The following is a 16,193-nucleotide window of genomic DNA, read 5'->3' as shown; positions in this document are numbered from 1 at the left end:
GGATGGTTGGCAACCGCGATTGAAATAAACATCAAAAGAGCCGAGTCATCCCGATATATCATTGAGGTTGAGTGAGAGATATGTTTATACCGAGAAATATGGAAATGACCGATGATCAAGCGATTATCGATTTTATCAATGAATTCGGATTTGGATTGATGGTCTCTCCGCTATTGGATGCGACCCATGTGCCGATGCAATATCAAGAAGATCCACAAAATGGGATGCGCTATTTGTATGGCCATTTAGCGAAAATTAATCCGCAGTGGAAAGACTCTGTGGGTGAGCGAGTTTTAGCCGTGTTTTCGGGCCCTCATGCCTACATTTCCCCAACGTGGTATGCGGGTCAACCGGCTGTACCGACCTGGAACTATACGGCGGTTCATTGCTATGGAACACTTGAGTTACTGAACGCAGAGCAGATGGCTGTATCCATGGATGAGCTGGTCACGCAATATGAACCGGCACTGCATCAAAATAGTGAACTGATGCCTGCCGAATATAAACAAAAATTAGCCAAAGCCGTGGTTGGTTTTCGAATTGAAATCGATACGATTCAAGCTCAGGAAAAACTGGATCAACAGCGCAGACCCGCGGATCAGCAGGGCGTTTATGAGGCCTTAAGTACGAGCGCTCATAGTGGTGCGGTGGAATTGGCGAATTATATGAAAAAACGGAATCTGGGAACGGGAAGAGGCGCCTGAGTGCACCTCTTAGCGCCCGGCTACCGCTAATGGCCCCGGTAAATTGAAACAATTAGGGGGCCTTAATCCAGTCGATTCCAGAGATGAGTGTTAGGTCACTCGGTGGTATTTAAAAGATATGAGTGAGTTAGCCCCTATTTTAAATCGATTCTCAGAATTGGCGGATACGCATACCGCGATTGTGAAATCGACACCGGTCAAGCGTCGGCTGCCTAACATGCGTTAGTCTGTTGAGTTAGGAGATAACTATCGTCATGGTATGTCGGAGTTCACATTTTTGATGTTCTTAGGTTGTGTGTGGGTCTTATCCTCTTTACGATAAAACTGCATAGGATTGTAACTACTGAACGGTAGGCGAAACCTGTATCGTCAATAGCTCGGATGATCGAACTATTGACGATACAGGTTTTTTTATGTCTTGAAAAAGAGTCAGCAACAGGCTTGGAAGGTTCGTTGTTGAATTTTATGCAAAACCCGTTTAAATGAATACTAGGGTCTGAGCCTGTGGATACGGTGACAGACATCGCGGCGAAAGTTTTGACATGATGCTCTGGGGTTTATTGAGCTTAGAGCATGGGCCGAATATCAACCAAGATCAAAGGCCTCTGGATAGGAGTATATCGTGAGAAATATTGATAATTTCCAAGTGATTGCAAAGCCGAGCGGCTCCGTATGTAATATTGACTGCACCTACTGTTTTTATCTGGAAAAAGAAAAATTATATCCGGAACGGAAAAGTCACTGGAAAATGGATGATTCAACATTGGAACAATATGTTGAGCAGCAGATCCGGTCTCAGCATGGGAATGTCGTTGATTTCATATGGCAGGGAGGTGAACCCACCCTGCTGGGGATCGATTTCTTCGAACGTGCGCTTGAATTACAACGAAAATACTGTGGAATGAAAAAGGTTCAGAATTTCTTTCAGACGAACGGGACTCGCATCGATGATGATTGGGCTCGGTTTCTGAAACTGAATAACTTTTTAGTCGGATTATCGATTGATGGAGATCGTTTGATGAACGATCGCTATCGTTTAACACGATCAGGTAAAAGTACCTTTGATGAAGTCATGAAAGGGCTGGAGCACTTGAAACAGCATCATGTCGAATTTAACACGCTGACAGTGGTGAATGCCGAAAACGTGAAGCGACCCTTAGATACCTATAAATTTTTAAAACGTATCGGTAGTCGTTACATACAGTTTATTCCATTGGTCGAACGGCAAGCCAATCAACCCGATGAAAATGGTTTAACGTTGATACAACCTTCGTTTTCAGATCAATGTGCAGTCACGGATTGGTCGGTTCCTGCGGCTCAATATGGCGTTTTTCTCAATCAAATCTTTGATTATTGGTGTTTAAATGATTTGGGTGACGTGTTTGTGATGAATTTTGAACAAACCATGAGTCAGATGCTGGGGCGTCCCGGTGCTTGTGTTTTTGGTGAAACGTGTGGTAACGAGTTGGTTGTTGAAGCCAATGGGGATGTCTATTCATGCGATCACTTCGTGTACCCAGAGCATAAACTGGGTAATATTCATCAGGATAAGCTAACAACACTGGTTAATTTGCCACAAAATTTGCAATTTGGTGAAGATAAACTGACCCATATTAGTCATGATTGTGAGGGCTGTTCGGTTCGTCAGGTTTGCAACGGGGGGTGTCCGAAACATCGCTTTGATCTTTCCAGTGATGGCAAACCGAATAAAAATTATCTCTGTAGTAGTTTTAAAACGCATTTTTCACATGTTGTGCCGCGAATGGTTGGGATCTTAGAGTTTCTGGAACGAGAACAGTCTCCAAAACAAATCCGAAAAATGATGAAACAACGCTTTTATTGAGTTTTAAACTTTTAAATAAAAGGTAGATAATAGCTTACTATTGAGCAAGGTCATTGGCTCAATGAGTTGTGATTCTGAAGGTCGTGTGAGGGAAGAGAGGTGCTGCGTTGTCTCAGATTTTTCAGTGCGGTGTTTTGCATTCGCTCGATGCAACTTAAGGGTCATTCGAACTATTCATTTAAGCAAAGTTTGAACAAAAGCCAACCGAGTTAATCGCCGAAAGACTGGTTTTGTGCGAATTAACGTCGTTATTATTCATTTAATACAACTTGGAGATTGATGGATGAGCGCATCGATCTTTGAGCCAGATTTTAAGTTGTTAATCGGATTATTCTAATTTTAAATTATCAATAGGACGCTTTATGAAAGCCAGATGGTTAGTGCTTACTCTCGCGTTAATCTCTCAATTATCGTGGGCGGCTGCGACCGTGCAGATTCAATCCGGCCGTATTGAGGGCACCGTTCAAAATGGTGTTGAATCTTTTCTGGGGATCCCTTATGCCCGGCCTCCTCTGGGGAACCTGCGTTGGCAAAGGGCTTTATCTGCCAAATCTTGGTCAGGGGTGAAAAAAACGATTCAGTTTGGTCCTAGCTGTATGCAGGCCATTTTTAAATATGATCGTGACCCGCTCCCGGACCATTATAGTGAGGATTGTCTGACGATTAATGTATTGCGTCCTGCTCACTTGCAGCCCCGGATGCCAGTGATGGTGTGGATCCACGGTGGTGGATTTGTCAATGGCGGAAGTGCTTCACCGGTATATAACGGTGAGTCGTTTGCCAAGCAGGGGATTATTTTTGTCAGCTTTAACTATCGATTAGGTCGTTTTGGATTTTTTGCCCATCCGGCGCTAAGTAGCAATATGTTTCATGGCAATTATGGACTCATGGACCAAATTAGTGCCCTGCGCTGGGTTCAGGATAATATTGCATCGTTTGGTGGGGATCCGAAGAATGTGACGTTATTTGGTGAATCGGCGGGTGGCTATTCCATCCATGCCTTGTTGACCAGTCACTATAGTCGGGATCTATTTAATCGGGTCATTATTCAGTCCGGGGGTGGGCGATTGAGTTTAACTGACCATAATCCATGGTCGAAAGCGATTCAATCAGGGATCCAATTTGCTAAAAATAATGGGATTACCGATACCTCTGAAAAAGGATTAGCGCAGCTGCGTCAGCTACCGGCAAAAGTGCTGCAAGGAGATTTGAATCTTGGCAATATGGCTCAAGAGCAATCGACGTATTCCGGTACCGTTATCGATGGCAAAATTATTGCGCATGAACCTGAAACTAATTATCAGGACCGTGATTTTTCACATGTTCCGATCCTTGTGGGGGCGAATCAATATGATTTGGGCATTGTGACGCAGAATTATTCTTCTCGGGAACAGGTTTTAAAACAGTTTGGAGATTTGTCCAAACAGGCGGAGCAAGCTTATGCTCCGAGTTTGACACCGGAAGATCTGGCTTATCGGATTTCGATGCAGCAAATGATGGTCGAGCCGGCTCGCTTTATTGCTCGGCAATTTGCGAGTGCGGGGCAGCCCGTTTGGGAATATCGGTTTGCTTATGTGGCTAAAACCAATCAAGACAAATGGCTAGGGGCATTTCATGCTACTGAAATTCCATATGTCTTCAATACGCTGCCGTCGACCTATGGTACCGATCTTTCAGCTCAGGATCAGGCCATGGCTGATTTAATGCACCAGTATTGGGTGAATTTTGCGAAAACTGGGAACCCAAATGGTAAAGGGCTTCCTCGATGGCCTCAGTATGATCGTCAGCATGATCAATTGATGATGTTCTCTGCCAAAGGTGCGGCTCAGTCGAAAGCTCAGCCCGATCCAATGCGTGCCCAATTGGATCTGGTTGAGCAGATCCAATAAACGCTCGTCACAAGCCCAGTTGTTGGGCTTCTACGCTCATTTTTATATGACCTAAAGAGCCACCTCCCGGTGGCTCTTTACCGTCCCTACCGGTGTTGTGCTCTGTTTACTTAACTCATGAAGCTACACAAGCCGAGTCTGATTCAAAGTGCGGCTCTTGAACATCATTCAACCATGAAAGATCCACAGCTCCTACGGGACATGATGTTTATAGAGTGATAAGTGATCCATAACCGGGTTAGATCAATAAGATATACTGCAGCCGTGGCAGGATATATTAAAGGTCATTGTTTGGGGTCGTTGGATCTGACCAATCGAGTTTGGCAGCCTATTAAAAATATGTGATGACCACATGATTAACGGTTAATGGCAGCTGCTTTAGGCGGCTGTCGTGTTGAGCGAACATTCACCGAGACATAGACAGGGAAGCGATCTCGGTCATTCCTTTTAGCCATTGTTACGAGGAGTTTTGACATGAGTAAAATTATATTTTCTTCACCCGGTAAGTATGTGCAAGGATTCGGTATTATCCACGAACTTGGAGAACTACTGAAGCCGATGGGGGATCATGGTTTATTGATCGCTGATGAAATTGTCTGGGGGATTGTTGCTGAAAATTGTGATCAAGCGTTAAAAAAAGCCGGATTGACTTATGCCTATGAAAGTTTTCATGGGGAAGCTTCCGATTTGGAAATTAAGCGGATTGTTGAAGCCGCCGTTCGAGAACAAACCCAGTTTGTCGTGGGGATTGGCGGTGGAAAAACGTTGGATACCGCCAAAGCGGTTGCCGATGATCTGCGCCAGCCGATTGCCATTGTACCAACTGTGGCCTCAACCGATGCCCCCTGTAGTGCATTGTCAGTGATTTATACGGAACAAGGCGTCTTTGATAGCTATCGTTTTTACAATAAAAATCCGGATCTGGTGTTTGTCGATACTCAGATTTGCGTGCAGGCGCCACTGCGTTTGTTCGCCTCCGGGATTGCCGATGGTCTGGCAACCTATGTGGAAGCATTGGCAGTGGCTCGCACTCAGAGTGATTCCATGGTGGGGGCCAATCCTTCGATTGCCGGGATGGCGATTGCCAAGGCCTGTGCCGATACTTTGTTGACCTATGGGTTAAGTGCGTATCATGCTGTGGCTAAACGCATTGTTACTCCGGCGGTCGAAGCGGTGATTGAAGCGAATACCTTATTATCTGGATTGGGATTTGAAAATGCCGGATTGGCCGGGGCCCACGCAATCCATAATGGATTTACCGCGATTAAAGGGGACATTCATAAGTTGACGCATGGTGAAAAAGTCGCTTATGGCACATTGGTGCAGATGGTGCTGGAGAACCGTCCGGATGCAGAGTTAAGACAGTATTTACAGCTGTATCAATCGATTGGAATGCCGACAACGTTAAAAGCCTTGCACCTTGAAAATGAACCTTATGAAAATCTAGTTAAAATCGGTGAATTGGCTGGTTCTCCAGGCGATACTTTAGGAAATCTGAATCCAAAATTATCGGCTGATGAGGTCGCCCAGGCCATTTTAGCCGTGGATCAGTTAAGTCATGCCTTAAGTTAAGTGGGGCTTAGCCAAAGATTGGCGACTTGAAAGGAATGAAGCGCATCCCGGATTGCATCGGGTCGATTATGAAGATCGTATAAGATGCAAGACAGGTTGCGTTTCATCAGTGTGGATCTTTTTTGCAGTGATGTTGAAAGGCATCGCCAGTGTTAAGTTAAGGTTGTTTTTTGAGTTTTATGAAGGGGTTTGATATCATCTTGTCATACTTAAGCGGATCCGTTTAAGTTTCTTATTGTGTGCATGAGTCTATATTTCTGGCGAGTCTTTATGCAATTCTCGGCGCAGTTTGAGGATTGATGAGCATGACCTGTGCAGTGATCCTGTGTTAGCCGATGATTTGGGCATAGAGAATCAACCCTGATAATAGGCCCACGAATAGATTCTGGAAAATAGTTTCTGGGTTCCGTTTCCCCCCAATGCAACGAACCCCTTTACGGATGTGATTCATATGATTATTTTTGCCTGTAATCAATCGGCAAAATGATTCATGGTTGAAGTAAGGTAGTTGTTATCAAGGCAACGTGTTGCTTTTAAGATGGCTAGCACGGCCCAAAACAGCTATTGATAAGATGTTATTCGTTGAAATACTACATAGAGCTGGGATCATTCATGGAACCGTCTTCTGATTTAACACGCTCCGCCGTGCATCAGGAACAGATCATCGTGTGTGAGTGTTGCAATACGGTGAATATTGTTCCGGCACTGGAACCTGGACAGCGAGTTCGTTGTGAACGCTGTCAGCATGTTTTGCTAAGTTATCATCCCCAATTAGTGTCAAGGTTACAGGCCTTTTCCATCGCCGCTCTGATCATGTTGGTGATGGTGTTTAGTTTTCCGCTGTTGGGCGTTTCCAGTAATGGGATTGAACGACAGATGAGCTTGATCGACACCTTGACGGTATTGCTTGGGCAACACTTTATTGCATTTGGGATCTTGGTTGTCCTGTTGTTGTTTGTATTCCCTATCAGCTATCTTTTAGCTCTGAGTTATCTGGCGTTTGGCTGGAAGTTTCAGCGAAGGTTGATGGGGCGGCATTTGCTGGCGTATTGGTGCACGGTGTGTCATCCCTGGTTGATGGTGGATGTATTTTTGGTTGGGTTACTGGTGTCGTTAGTAAAACTGCATAGTTTGGCGCATATCCAACTGGGACTGTCTTTTTGGGCCTATTCGCTGTTTGTGTTGTTGTATGTCCGAGTGGTGAGTTTGATTGACAAACGAGTCCTCTGGCAGCTGAACGTGCCTGATTTTCAATTGATGACGGCCAAAACACTGGATCCTTCTGCTAAAAATTGTTCTTTTTGCGGGGCTGCCGTAGCTGGCAAGCACCTGCATTGTTCTCGTTGCCATCATCGGGTTACTCGGACCCGGCGATATAGTGTCCGGATCACGCTGGCGTTGTTGGCGGCGGCAGTCATTATGTATATCCCAGCGAATGTGTTGCCGATTATGATGACGGAATTTTTAGGTCAGAAAACGTACTCGACTATTTTAGGTGGGGTGCTGTTGCTGTGGAGTTTGAAATCATATCCGGTGGCTATGGTTATTTTTATTGCCAGTGTGGTTGTGCCTCTGGCTAAGATCTTCTCTCTGGGCTGGTTATGTTGGCAAGTGAAACGGCCGAATCATCAATGTTTGAATCGGCATAAACAGTGCCTATACCATATCACTGAATTTGTAGGGCGCTGGTCCATGATTGATATCTTTGTTGTCGCTATTTTAACAGCGCTGGTGCAAATGGGAAATTTAATGCGGGTTGTTCCCGGTCCTGCGGTGTTATCGTTTGCTGGGGTCGTTGTTTTAACCATGTTGGCGGCCCGATGTTTTGATCCCCGGTTGTTGTGGCAGGAGTCTGAGCCTGAATCATCATCCCAGTCACATGAGGAGTTATCCTTTTGATTAAAAAAGTAGCGAAAGTGGAATGGCTTCGTCGTGGCCGTTTTAACTCTATCTGGTTGATCCCGTTGGTGGCGCTCGTGGTTGCAGCCTGGATGCTTTATCAGAACTGGTCCAGTCAGGGGCCAACGATTGAGATTGTGGCCGCCAATGCCGAAGGGTTAGAAGTGGGTCGCACCAAAGTGAAGGCTCGCAATGTGGATGTGGGAGAGGTGACCAATATCCGCTTAAGTTCCGATTATAATCAGGCGATTATTACGGTGTTACTGCATAGCGGTAGTCGGGAAATGCTGCACGAAGATGCCAAGTTCTGGGTGATTAAACCTCGGGTTGGCCGTGAAGGGGTCAGTGGTTTGGGAACCTTGTTATCCGGGGCTTATATTGATATGGAACCCGGAACCAAAGGCCCATTGACCGATCATTTTGATATGCTTCCTCAGCCGCCGTTATCGACATCTCAGGATGAAGGGATTCGAATTCGGTTATCCAGTCGTAATATTGCCAAAATGTCGGTGGGAACACCGGTGCATTTTCGGGGATATGACGTGGGTTATATCGAGAAGGTCGGCTTTGATCTGAAAAATGGTGATATCACCTATCGGCTCTTTATCCATGCGCCTTATGATTCATTGGTTACCAGTGCGGTACAATTTTGGCTGACGCCGGGATTATCTGTGAAAAGTTCTGCCCGGGGATTTGAATTTCGAATGGATTCACTGGAAACACTGATGAGCGGCGGAATCAGCTTCGGCCAGACGAAAAATGATGAGGCGGGACATCCTGTGTCTGATTTTACGCATTTCCGACTGTTTGCTTCAAAAGAGGAAGCGGAAAATAACCGTTATGACCAGTTTATCCATTACGTATTTTTATTTAATAGCAATATTAGCGGTTTGGAGGTCGGTGCGCCGGTTCAATATCGAGGGATCCGAATCGGGACTGTGGAACAGGTGCCGTTACGCGGGGTTTCATTTAAACGCTGGGGCGAGCAGAAAAATCCGGCGATTCCGGTATTGGCTCGAATTGAGCCACAGCGGTTAAATACCGAATTTAATTCGGAACATGTGTCTATGAAAATGTGGGAAGACACCATCGATAAAAGTATCCGCAATGGACTTCGGGCGACCCTGAGTACCAGTAGTTTTCTGACGGGAGCCAAAGTAATTAATATGGATTTTCTAGCCAAGCCGGTGAAATCTTTCCCAATGACGACGATGGTGGGGTATCCGACATTTCCGACCGTGGGCTCTGGCGTCGATCAGTTGGAGCAGAAGGTTAATAAAATTCTGGATCAAGTGGCTAAGATCCCATTTAAACAAACGGCTCTGCAATTGCAGCAGACGTTGGCACAAGCCGATAACGCCATGGCCAGTATGAAAAAAACCAGTGATAGTATTGGACAATTTTTACAGCGTTCTGATACGCAGCAACTTCCTAAACAGGCTCAACAGGCGATTACTGAGTTTAATCAGACCTTGCAGTTGTATCAGAAAAATGGTGTTGTCGGTCAGCAAGTCCAGTCGAATCTGGATACATTGCAACGGACTCTGAACGATCTACAGCCATTGGTTCGGCAGTTACGTCAGCAGCCCAGTTCCTTGATTTTTGATCGGAAGTTACCTGCCGATCGGCAGCCGAAAGCCGCTATATCAAACCGGAGAGAACCTTAAATGATGAAACCGTGGTTATGGATAAGTGTGATCTCATTGCTGTGGCTGAGTGGATGTAGCCAGAATCCTTCCCCTCTTCCTCGGCAATACCTATTGACGGATGTAGAGGCGGTGTCGGCATTACCAGAGTCATCGACATCAGCGGTTGAACGACCGGTACAGATTACGGTGCTGCCGATCCAGCTGCCCGGTTATCTAACCTCTGATTCAATGGTGTTGATTTCACCACAAGGTGAAGTTTTTTCATCTCAGAATAATCTTTGGGCTGAGCCCTTAGCCATACAATTGCAGCGGCTATTAAAAGCTCGGTTGCAGCAACGATTGCCAACGGTAAACTGGTATATCGATAACAATGTAAGCCAATATAAACTGTTGGTGCAGTTATCTCAGTTTGCAGCGGATACTGAGGGATGGGTTCATATTTCGGGGATCTGGCAGCTTCGGGATCCGAATGGAAAATTGATCCGACAGCAGTTGTTTACCCTGAAGCAGGCGATGGTGCAGAATGGTTATTTGGCGATGAGTCAGGCATTGACTAAAGCCTGGCTGACAGCAGTGGATCAAATGGCTCAGAAGATGGATCTGTAGGTCCATGATAACGAGTCGCCTGCAGACGATAGTCTTTTGGCGTGATATGCAACTGTTTTTGGAATACCGCGTAGAGATATTGGAGCGAAGGATAGCCGCAGTCATCGGCGATTTGTGAAATAGCCAGATCGGTGGTGGTGAGTAATTGGCAGGCCTGACGTAGCTTAAAGGCATGAATGGCCTGATGAATCGAACATTGATTCTCGTTTTTAAAGCGGTTTTCCAGATTGGATCGAGAGATCCCAACATAATCGAGTACCTGTTCGACTTTTATGCCGCGACAGGCATTTTGCCGAATATAGTGCATGGCTTGGATCACGAGCGGATCGCGCAGCGCTTTAAAGTCACTGCTTTGCCTAGCATGGATGCCGACGGGCGCGATCAGCCGCGGTGGTGGTGCGGCTTGATCTGGATAGTCCATCAGTTGATGCAGTAATTTGGCGGCGTAGTAGCCCATTTGCAAGCATCCTTGTTCGACGGAACTGAGCGAGGTTCGGGTTAAGTAACGAGCCACCTCTTCGTTATCGATCCCCACGATAGCGATTTGCTCTGGGACCATCAGTTCCATCAGCTCGCAGCCTTGAAGTAGATGTCGGGCCCGGGAATCGGTCACGGCGATAATGCCGACTGGTTTGGGCAGGTGATGTAGCCAGGCCGATAAGTTGCGCATATCAGATTGCCAGGTTTTGGAATCGGTGTGGTTGCCCTGAAAAACGTGTGCCTGAAATCCCTGCTGCTGGATTAACTGTCGAAAGGCTGTTTCTCGTTCAGCAGCCCAGCGAGCAAAAGGGTTGGGCGGGAGTCCATAAAAAGCAAAATTTTCCAACCCTTTGCTTTTCAGATGATGGAATGCACACTGAATGAGCTGAGCATTGTCGGTGGCAATATATGGATATTGAGGATAATCCACAGGGTTATGATAAGAGCCACCCACCCCGACAATCGGCAGTGATAAGGATTGCAGCAGCTCTTCAATTTTAGGGTTGTCGAAATCTGCAATCACCCCATCCCCCTGCCAGTGGGTCAATTGTGGCCAGTGAACTCGAAAATCTTCCTCTAAAAAAATATCCCAGTCACATTGGGCCGCATTCAGGTATTGTCCTATGCCTTCAATGACTTGTCGGTCATAGACTTTGTTAGCATTAAATAATAGTCGGATATGGCGGCTATGATTCAAGCGAATTCCCCCTATTTTATGGCTGTGACTCAGCTTAAAGAAAGATATTCGTTCAGTTTGTGAGCTATCGCCCGTTGACGAAATCACGAAAATTCATTATGAAAAAACGTAATTGAGTTATCGATGTTTTCCCCTCACGATAAATACAATTCGATTGATGCGGGAGTTTCAAGATGTATATGGGAATTGACTTAGGCACATCGGCGGTCAAGGTGATCACAATTGATGAGGCCGGTGTTCTTATCGCTAGCGCCAGTGCGCCGTTGCAAGTTGATCGGCCCCATCCACTCTGGAGTGAACAGTCACCACAGCAGTGGTGGCAGGCGACCGGGCAGGCGATTGCAGCATTATCGGAGCAGGTCGATCTAAAACGCGTTCAGGCGATTGGTTTATCCGGGCAGATGCATGGTGCAACGCTGCTGGATCGGCAGGGACAGGTGCTTCGTCCGGCGATTTTATGGAATGATGGCCGCAGCGCCGAGCAGTGTCGGTTACTAGAGCAGAGCGTTCCGGATAGTCGGGAACGGACCGGTAATATGATGATGCCGGGATTTACGGCCCCGAAACTGAAATGGCTGCAACAGCATGAAGCGGATGTTTTCAGGCAGATTGATCAGGTGTTGCTACCTAAAGATTACTTGCGATATCGAATGACCGGTGATTATGCCAGTGATATGTCCGATTCTGCCGGAACCTTATGGCTTAATTTAGCCCGCCGGGATTGGGATGACACCTTACTCGGTGCAACGGGGCTGACGCGGGAGCAAATGCCCACTTTATATGAAGGGCCGGAAATTACCGGCTACCTGCGCGATGATATTGCTCAGCAGTGGGGGATGAACCGGGTGCCCGTGGTTGCGGGAGGGGGAGATAATGCAGCCGGTGCGTTGGGAGTTGGGATCCATTCACCGGGGCAAGCCATGCTATCACTGGGAACGTCTGGTGTTTATTTTGCCGTGAGTGACGGTGTACGTAGCAATCCGGGAGCGGCCTTACATTGCTTTTGTCATGCGATCCCCAAAACCTGGCACATGATGTCTGTGATTTTAAGTGCGGCTTCATGTCTGGATTGGGCGTGTCGGTTAACCGGCACAGAGAGCGTAGCGACATTACTACAACTTGTGGAGGCTAAGTCTGAGCGATTACAGCAGAATTCAGTGATCTTTTTGCCTTATTTATCCGGTGAGCGGACGCCTCATAACAACCCGAATGCTCAAGGTGTGTTTTTTGGGTTGACGCATCAAACCGGCCCCGAAGAATTAGTGCAAGCTGTGTTAGAAGGGGTCGCTTTTGCGTTTGCCGATGGGGTGGATGCTGTTCATCAAACCGGGTTTGTGCCCAATGAAGTGACTCTTATCGGGGGCGGAGCCCAAAGTGCTTATTGGCGCGCATTACTGGCCGATGTGTTAGGTATGGAAATGACCTATCGGGCTGGTGGTGAAGTCGGCCCGGGGCTGGGCGCGGCGCGACTGGCCATGTTGGGCGTGAACCCTGATCTACAGATTGCCGATGGCTGCCCTCAACCCCCACTGTTGGCGCGTCATGTTGTGCATCTGGAGCATCATCAGCGCTTGCAAGCTCGGCGTGAGAAATTTAAGGCACTCTATCCGGCGATCCAATCACTTTACTCATAAGTGCTAGTCATCTGGCCTATTACTCTGGCAAGTTGAACTTGCCAGAGTATCCGAACCATTCACTGCTGAGCTGTCCTGTCTCTTTTTTGTAGCAATGACGTAAAAATCCTCCTTGGTTATCTTGCTTTCTTAAAATATTTCCTTACTAAACAATAAGATATTTAACATTGTTAATTCCATAATCTTTATCGATGGTTATTGAAACGTGAAAAATTTGTAATAGCTCACATTAACCAAATCCCGTAAAGCGGTTGTCGATAAACATAATTTCGCCCCTTCAGGCGGACTTTTAAGATGAACAGGTAACCATTAATTCATGGAGAATAAACATGAAAACCCCTACACATGTACTTGGTCTGACATTAGTGGTTGCACTTGGTGGTTTGTTGTTTGGCTATGATACGGCCGTGATCTCGGGTGCAACAGAAGCATTACAGTTTTACTTTCAGCTGACGCCGGCACAGCTGGGATTTGCAGCCTCGTCGGCATTGATTGGCTGTGTTTTCGGGGCGTTGCTGGCCGGAATGCTCAGTAGTCGTTACGGTCGGCGAGGCGCACTGATCATCGCGGCGATTTTATTTTTGGTTTCGGCCATCGGTTCGGCAGTAGCTGGCAGTGACTGGAGCTTTGTGATCTACCGGATCATCGGTGGTTTAGGTGTCGGCATCGCCTCGATGGTTTCACCGATGTATATCGCTGAAATTGCGCCACCGGGAAAACGAGGTGGACTGGTGGCCTGTAACCAGTTTGCGATTATCTTCGGCATGCTGGTGGTCTATTTTGTCAACTATGGCATTGCTTTGTTGGGCCCTGACAGCTGGCTGAATCAGGTGGGCTGGCGCTATATGTTCGGCTCTGAAATTATCCCGGCCGGGTTGTTCTTAGGGTTGCTGTTTATCGTGCCCGAAACTCCTCGTTGGTTGGCGCTTCAGCATCGAGACCAACAGGCACAGGCCCTGCTGAATCGTCTGAATTCACCGGAACAGGCTAAACAACAGTGGACAGAGATCCAAAATTCCATGCAACAGTCTCAAGGCAGCATTGTGGCACAGGGACTGATCGGATTACTGGTGATCGGTATTCTGCTCAGCGTGTTTCAGCAGATCACCGGGATTAACGTCTTTTTATATTATGCTCCGGTGATTTTAAAAGGATTCAGTCACTCATCGATTGATGTGGCACTACTACAGACGGTGCTGGTGGGGGCCGTTAATCTCTCATTCACTGTGATCGCTATTTTAACCGTGGATAAATTCGGCCGCCGCCCTCTGATGATGGTCGGGGCTGCGGTGATGGCGGTCAGTATCATTGTGATTGGCACCGCGGCTTACCTGAATGCTATCGGGGGTTATCTGCTGATTTTCGTGCTGTCTTATATTGCCGCGTTTGCACTATCGCTGGGGCCGGTGACTTGGGTGCTACTGGCCGAGATCTTCCCGAATAATGTCCGCTCCAAAGCGCTGTCTATCGCTGTATTTGCCCAGTGGCTGGCGAATTTTGCTGTCTCACAAACCTTCCCGATGATGAACGCCAAAAGTAGTTGGATCTATCAGGCGTTTAATGGCGGATTTCCATTCTGGCTATACGGTGTCATGGGCCTATTTACCGTGTTTTTCATCTACAAATGGGTGCCTGAAACCAAAGGCCGCTCACTGGAACAGCTCGAAAGTCTCTGGCACAAAAAATCAACACGGGAGTCGGAATCGTCCCATGCATCCCATCATTCCCATGCTCTTTAACTCTGTTCCCGCCACAGTATTGGCGGGGCGTTAAGAATCAATCATGACGAGGTAAATAAAATGAGTGAATTTTTTAAAAACGTCGATCAAATTAAATATGAAGGCCCGGAAAGTCAGAATCCATTCGCATTTCGCTACTATGATCCTCAGCGTCAGGTGCTGGGAAAATCAATGCAGGAACAGTTGCGATTCTCGGTGTGTTACTGGCATACCTTTGCCTGGGTTGGTGCGGATATGTTTGGGAGCGGATCTTTTAAACGCCCCTGGCAGCAACCGGGCGATCCAATGGCTATGGCGCTTATGAAAGCGGATGTTGCCTTTGAATTCTTTAAAAAACTGAACACGCCTTACTATTGTTTTCATGATGTGGATGTGGCACCGGAAGGTGCCGGGATTAAAGAGTTTACCGAAAATATGGCGCGTATGGTGGATGTGCTGGGCGAAAAACAGCAGCAGACTGGAGTAAAACTGTTGTGGGGAACCGCCAATGCCTTTACGAACCCGCGTTATACCAATGGTGCAGCGACTAATCCCGATCCAGAAGTCTTCGCGTTTGCAGCGACTCAGATCGCCAATGCGATGAATGCCACCATGAAATTGGGCGGACAAAATTATGTGTTATGGGGCGGGCGTGAAGGCTATGAAACATTGTTGAATACTGATTTGCGTCATGAACGGGAACAGTTAGGTCGATTGATGCAGATGGTGGTCGAACATAAACATAAAATTGGCTTTAAAGGTACCATTTTGATCGAACCTAAACCGCAGGAGCCCACCAAACATCAGTATGATTTTGACGTGGCCACGGTGTATGGATTTTTAAAACAATTCCATTTGGAAGATGAAGTGAAAGTCAATATTGAAGCGAACCATGCCACTTTGGCCGGGCATACTTTCCAGCATGAAGTGGCGATGGCCAATGCCCTCGGGATCATGGGGTCGATTGATGCGAACCGAGGCGATCCTCAATCCGGATGGGATACCGACCAGTTCCCAAATAGCGTCGAAGAAAATACGTTGATGATGTACGAATTGCTCCGACACGGTGGGTTTACCACCGGAGGATTGAATTTTGATGCAAAAGTCAGACGGCCTTCTATTGATCCGGATGATCTATTCTATGGGCATATCGGTGGTATGGACACCATGGCGCTGGCACTTTTGAAAGCGGCAGAATTAATTGAATCCGGAAAACTAGCACAGCATGTGCAAGCGCGTTATGCCGGGTGGGAGCGGCCGCTGGGTCAGCGAATTATGCAGGGGGACTTTTCATTGGCTGCATTAGCTGATTATTCGTTGTCACATGCAATCGCACCGGAGCCGGTATCGGGTCAGCAGGAATATTTAGAAAATGTAGTGAATCGGGTGATTTATCACGCTAAGTTGTAATTGAAATAAATGAGGGCGTCGGTGATGGCTGGCGTCCACAGCCTGTTTATCTTAATGAGATTGGGATAAAACATGCAGGTCAGTGAAAGTGA

At 47.0% G+C, this 16,193-nt stretch carries 11 protein-coding genes and 1 pseudogene; 11 read left to right on the top strand and 1 reads right to left on the bottom strand.

What is annotated here, in order from left to right; translation table 11 throughout:
- Positions 1 to 80 precede the first annotated feature (80 nt).
- From ABUE20_RS11565 to ABUE20_RS11530, 8 genes and pseudogenes are all read left to right on the top strand, one after another.
- Positions 81 to 704 (top strand): FMN-binding negative transcriptional regulator, encoded by a 624-nt coding sequence (locus tag ABUE20_RS11565; protein ID WP_408620082.1) that lies wholly within the window; start codon positions 81 to 83, stop codon positions 702 to 704.
- A gap of 115 nt (positions 705 to 819) precedes the next feature.
- A pseudogene (locus ABUE20_RS11560) lies at positions 820 to 930 on the top strand (Lrp/AsnC family transcriptional regulator); the annotation flags it as partial.
- A gap of 393 nt (positions 931 to 1,323) precedes the next feature.
- Positions 1,324 to 2,547, top strand: a complete 1,224-nt coding sequence (locus tag ABUE20_RS11555; protein ID WP_408620133.1) for an anaerobic sulfatase maturase — start codon at positions 1,324 to 1,326, stop codon at positions 2,545 to 2,547.
- Positions 2,548 to 2,909: 362 nt separating this feature from the next.
- The gene (locus ABUE20_RS11550) at positions 2,910 to 4,436 is read left to right on the top strand and encodes a carboxylesterase/lipase family protein (protein WP_408620081.1); all 1,527 of its coding nucleotides are present in this window, start codon (positions 2,910 to 2,912) and stop codon (positions 4,434 to 4,436) included.
- Between the two features lie 474 nt (positions 4,437 to 4,910).
- Positions 4,911 to 6,008 carry a glycerol dehydrogenase gene (locus ABUE20_RS11545; RefSeq protein ID WP_408620080.1) on the top strand — a complete coding sequence of 366 codons (1,098 nt, stop codon included), beginning with the start codon at positions 4,911 to 4,913 and terminating at the stop codon, positions 6,006 to 6,008.
- 612 nt (positions 6,009 to 6,620) lie between these two features.
- Positions 6,621 to 7,907, top strand: a complete 1,287-nt coding sequence (locus ABUE20_RS11540; RefSeq protein WP_408620079.1) for a PqiA/YebS family transporter subunit — start codon at positions 6,621 to 6,623, stop codon at positions 7,905 to 7,907.
- Complete coding sequence (pqiB, locus tag ABUE20_RS11535) at positions 7,904 to 9,574, top strand: intermembrane transport protein PqiB (RefSeq protein WP_408620078.1); 1,671 nt, start codon at positions 7,904 to 7,906, stop codon at positions 9,572 to 9,574. Before ABUE20_RS11540 ends, pqiB begins: the two co-directional genes overlap by 4 nt.
- The gene (locus ABUE20_RS11530) at positions 9,575 to 10,162 is read left to right on the top strand and encodes a PqiC family protein (protein ID WP_408620077.1); all 588 of its coding nucleotides are present in this window, start codon (positions 9,575 to 9,577) and stop codon (positions 10,160 to 10,162) included.
- Here ABUE20_RS11530 and ABUE20_RS11525 read toward each other — a convergent pair.
- A complete protein-coding gene (locus ABUE20_RS11525; protein WP_408620132.1) occupies positions 10,110 to 11,339 on the bottom strand; it encodes a XylR family transcriptional regulator in 1,230 nt (409 codons plus the stop codon). The two genes, ABUE20_RS11530 and ABUE20_RS11525, sit on opposite strands and share 53 nt — an antisense overlap.
- A 173-nt stretch (positions 11,340 to 11,512) precedes the next feature.
- On the opposite strand from ABUE20_RS11525, the gene xylB reads away from it, so the two are divergent.
- From xylB to xylA, 3 genes are all read left to right on the top strand, one after another.
- Positions 11,513 to 12,973, top strand: a complete 1,461-nt coding sequence (gene xylB, locus ABUE20_RS11520; protein ID WP_408620076.1) for a xylulokinase — start codon at positions 11,513 to 11,515, stop codon at positions 12,971 to 12,973.
- Between the two features lie 329 nt (positions 12,974 to 13,302).
- On the top strand, positions 13,303 to 14,712 hold the full coding sequence (locus ABUE20_RS11515; protein WP_408620075.1) for a sugar porter family MFS transporter: 1,410 nt from the start codon (positions 13,303 to 13,305) through the stop codon (positions 14,710 to 14,712).
- A gap of 60 nt (positions 14,713 to 14,772) precedes the next feature.
- Entirely contained in the window at positions 14,773 to 16,101 is a 1,329-nt protein-coding gene (gene xylA, locus ABUE20_RS11510; protein WP_408620074.1) for a xylose isomerase, read from the top strand.
- Positions 16,102 to 16,193: the final 92 nt, after the last annotated feature.

The organism is Celerinatantimonas marina (genome assembly GCF_046054165.1).
Taxonomy (GTDB): domain Bacteria; phylum Pseudomonadota; class Gammaproteobacteria; order Enterobacterales; family Celerinatantimonadaceae; genus Celerinatantimonas.
The sequence above is the reverse complement of the archived record's forward strand: the minus strand, read 5'-3'. Positions and strand labels throughout refer to the sequence as shown.

What these genes read in the sequence shown, in the direction of transcription:
- ABUE20_RS11530 (WP_408620077.1), top strand. Translation starts at nt 9,575, where the DNA reads ATGATGAAACCGTGGTTATGGATAAGTGTGATCTCATTGCTGTGGCTG.
- ABUE20_RS11565 (WP_408620082.1), top strand. Translation starts at nt 81, where the DNA reads ATGTTTATACCGAGAAATATGGAAATGACCGATGATCAAGCGATTATC.
- ABUE20_RS11545 (WP_408620080.1), top strand. Translation starts at nt 4,911, where the DNA reads ATGAGTAAAATTATATTTTCTTCACCCGGTAAGTATGTGCAAGGATTC.
- xylB (WP_408620076.1), top strand. Translation starts at nt 11,513, where the DNA reads ATGTATATGGGAATTGACTTAGGCACATCGGCGGTCAAGGTGATCACA.
- xylA (WP_408620074.1), top strand. Translation starts at nt 14,773, where the DNA reads ATGAGTGAATTTTTTAAAAACGTCGATCAAATTAAATATGAAGGCCCG.
- ABUE20_RS11540 (WP_408620079.1), top strand. Translation starts at nt 6,621, where the DNA reads ATGGAACCGTCTTCTGATTTAACACGCTCCGCCGTGCATCAGGAACAG.
- ABUE20_RS11550 (WP_408620081.1), top strand. Translation starts at nt 2,910, where the DNA reads ATGAAAGCCAGATGGTTAGTGCTTACTCTCGCGTTAATCTCTCAATTA.
- ABUE20_RS11515 (WP_408620075.1), top strand. Translation starts at nt 13,303, where the DNA reads ATGAAAACCCCTACACATGTACTTGGTCTGACATTAGTGGTTGCACTT.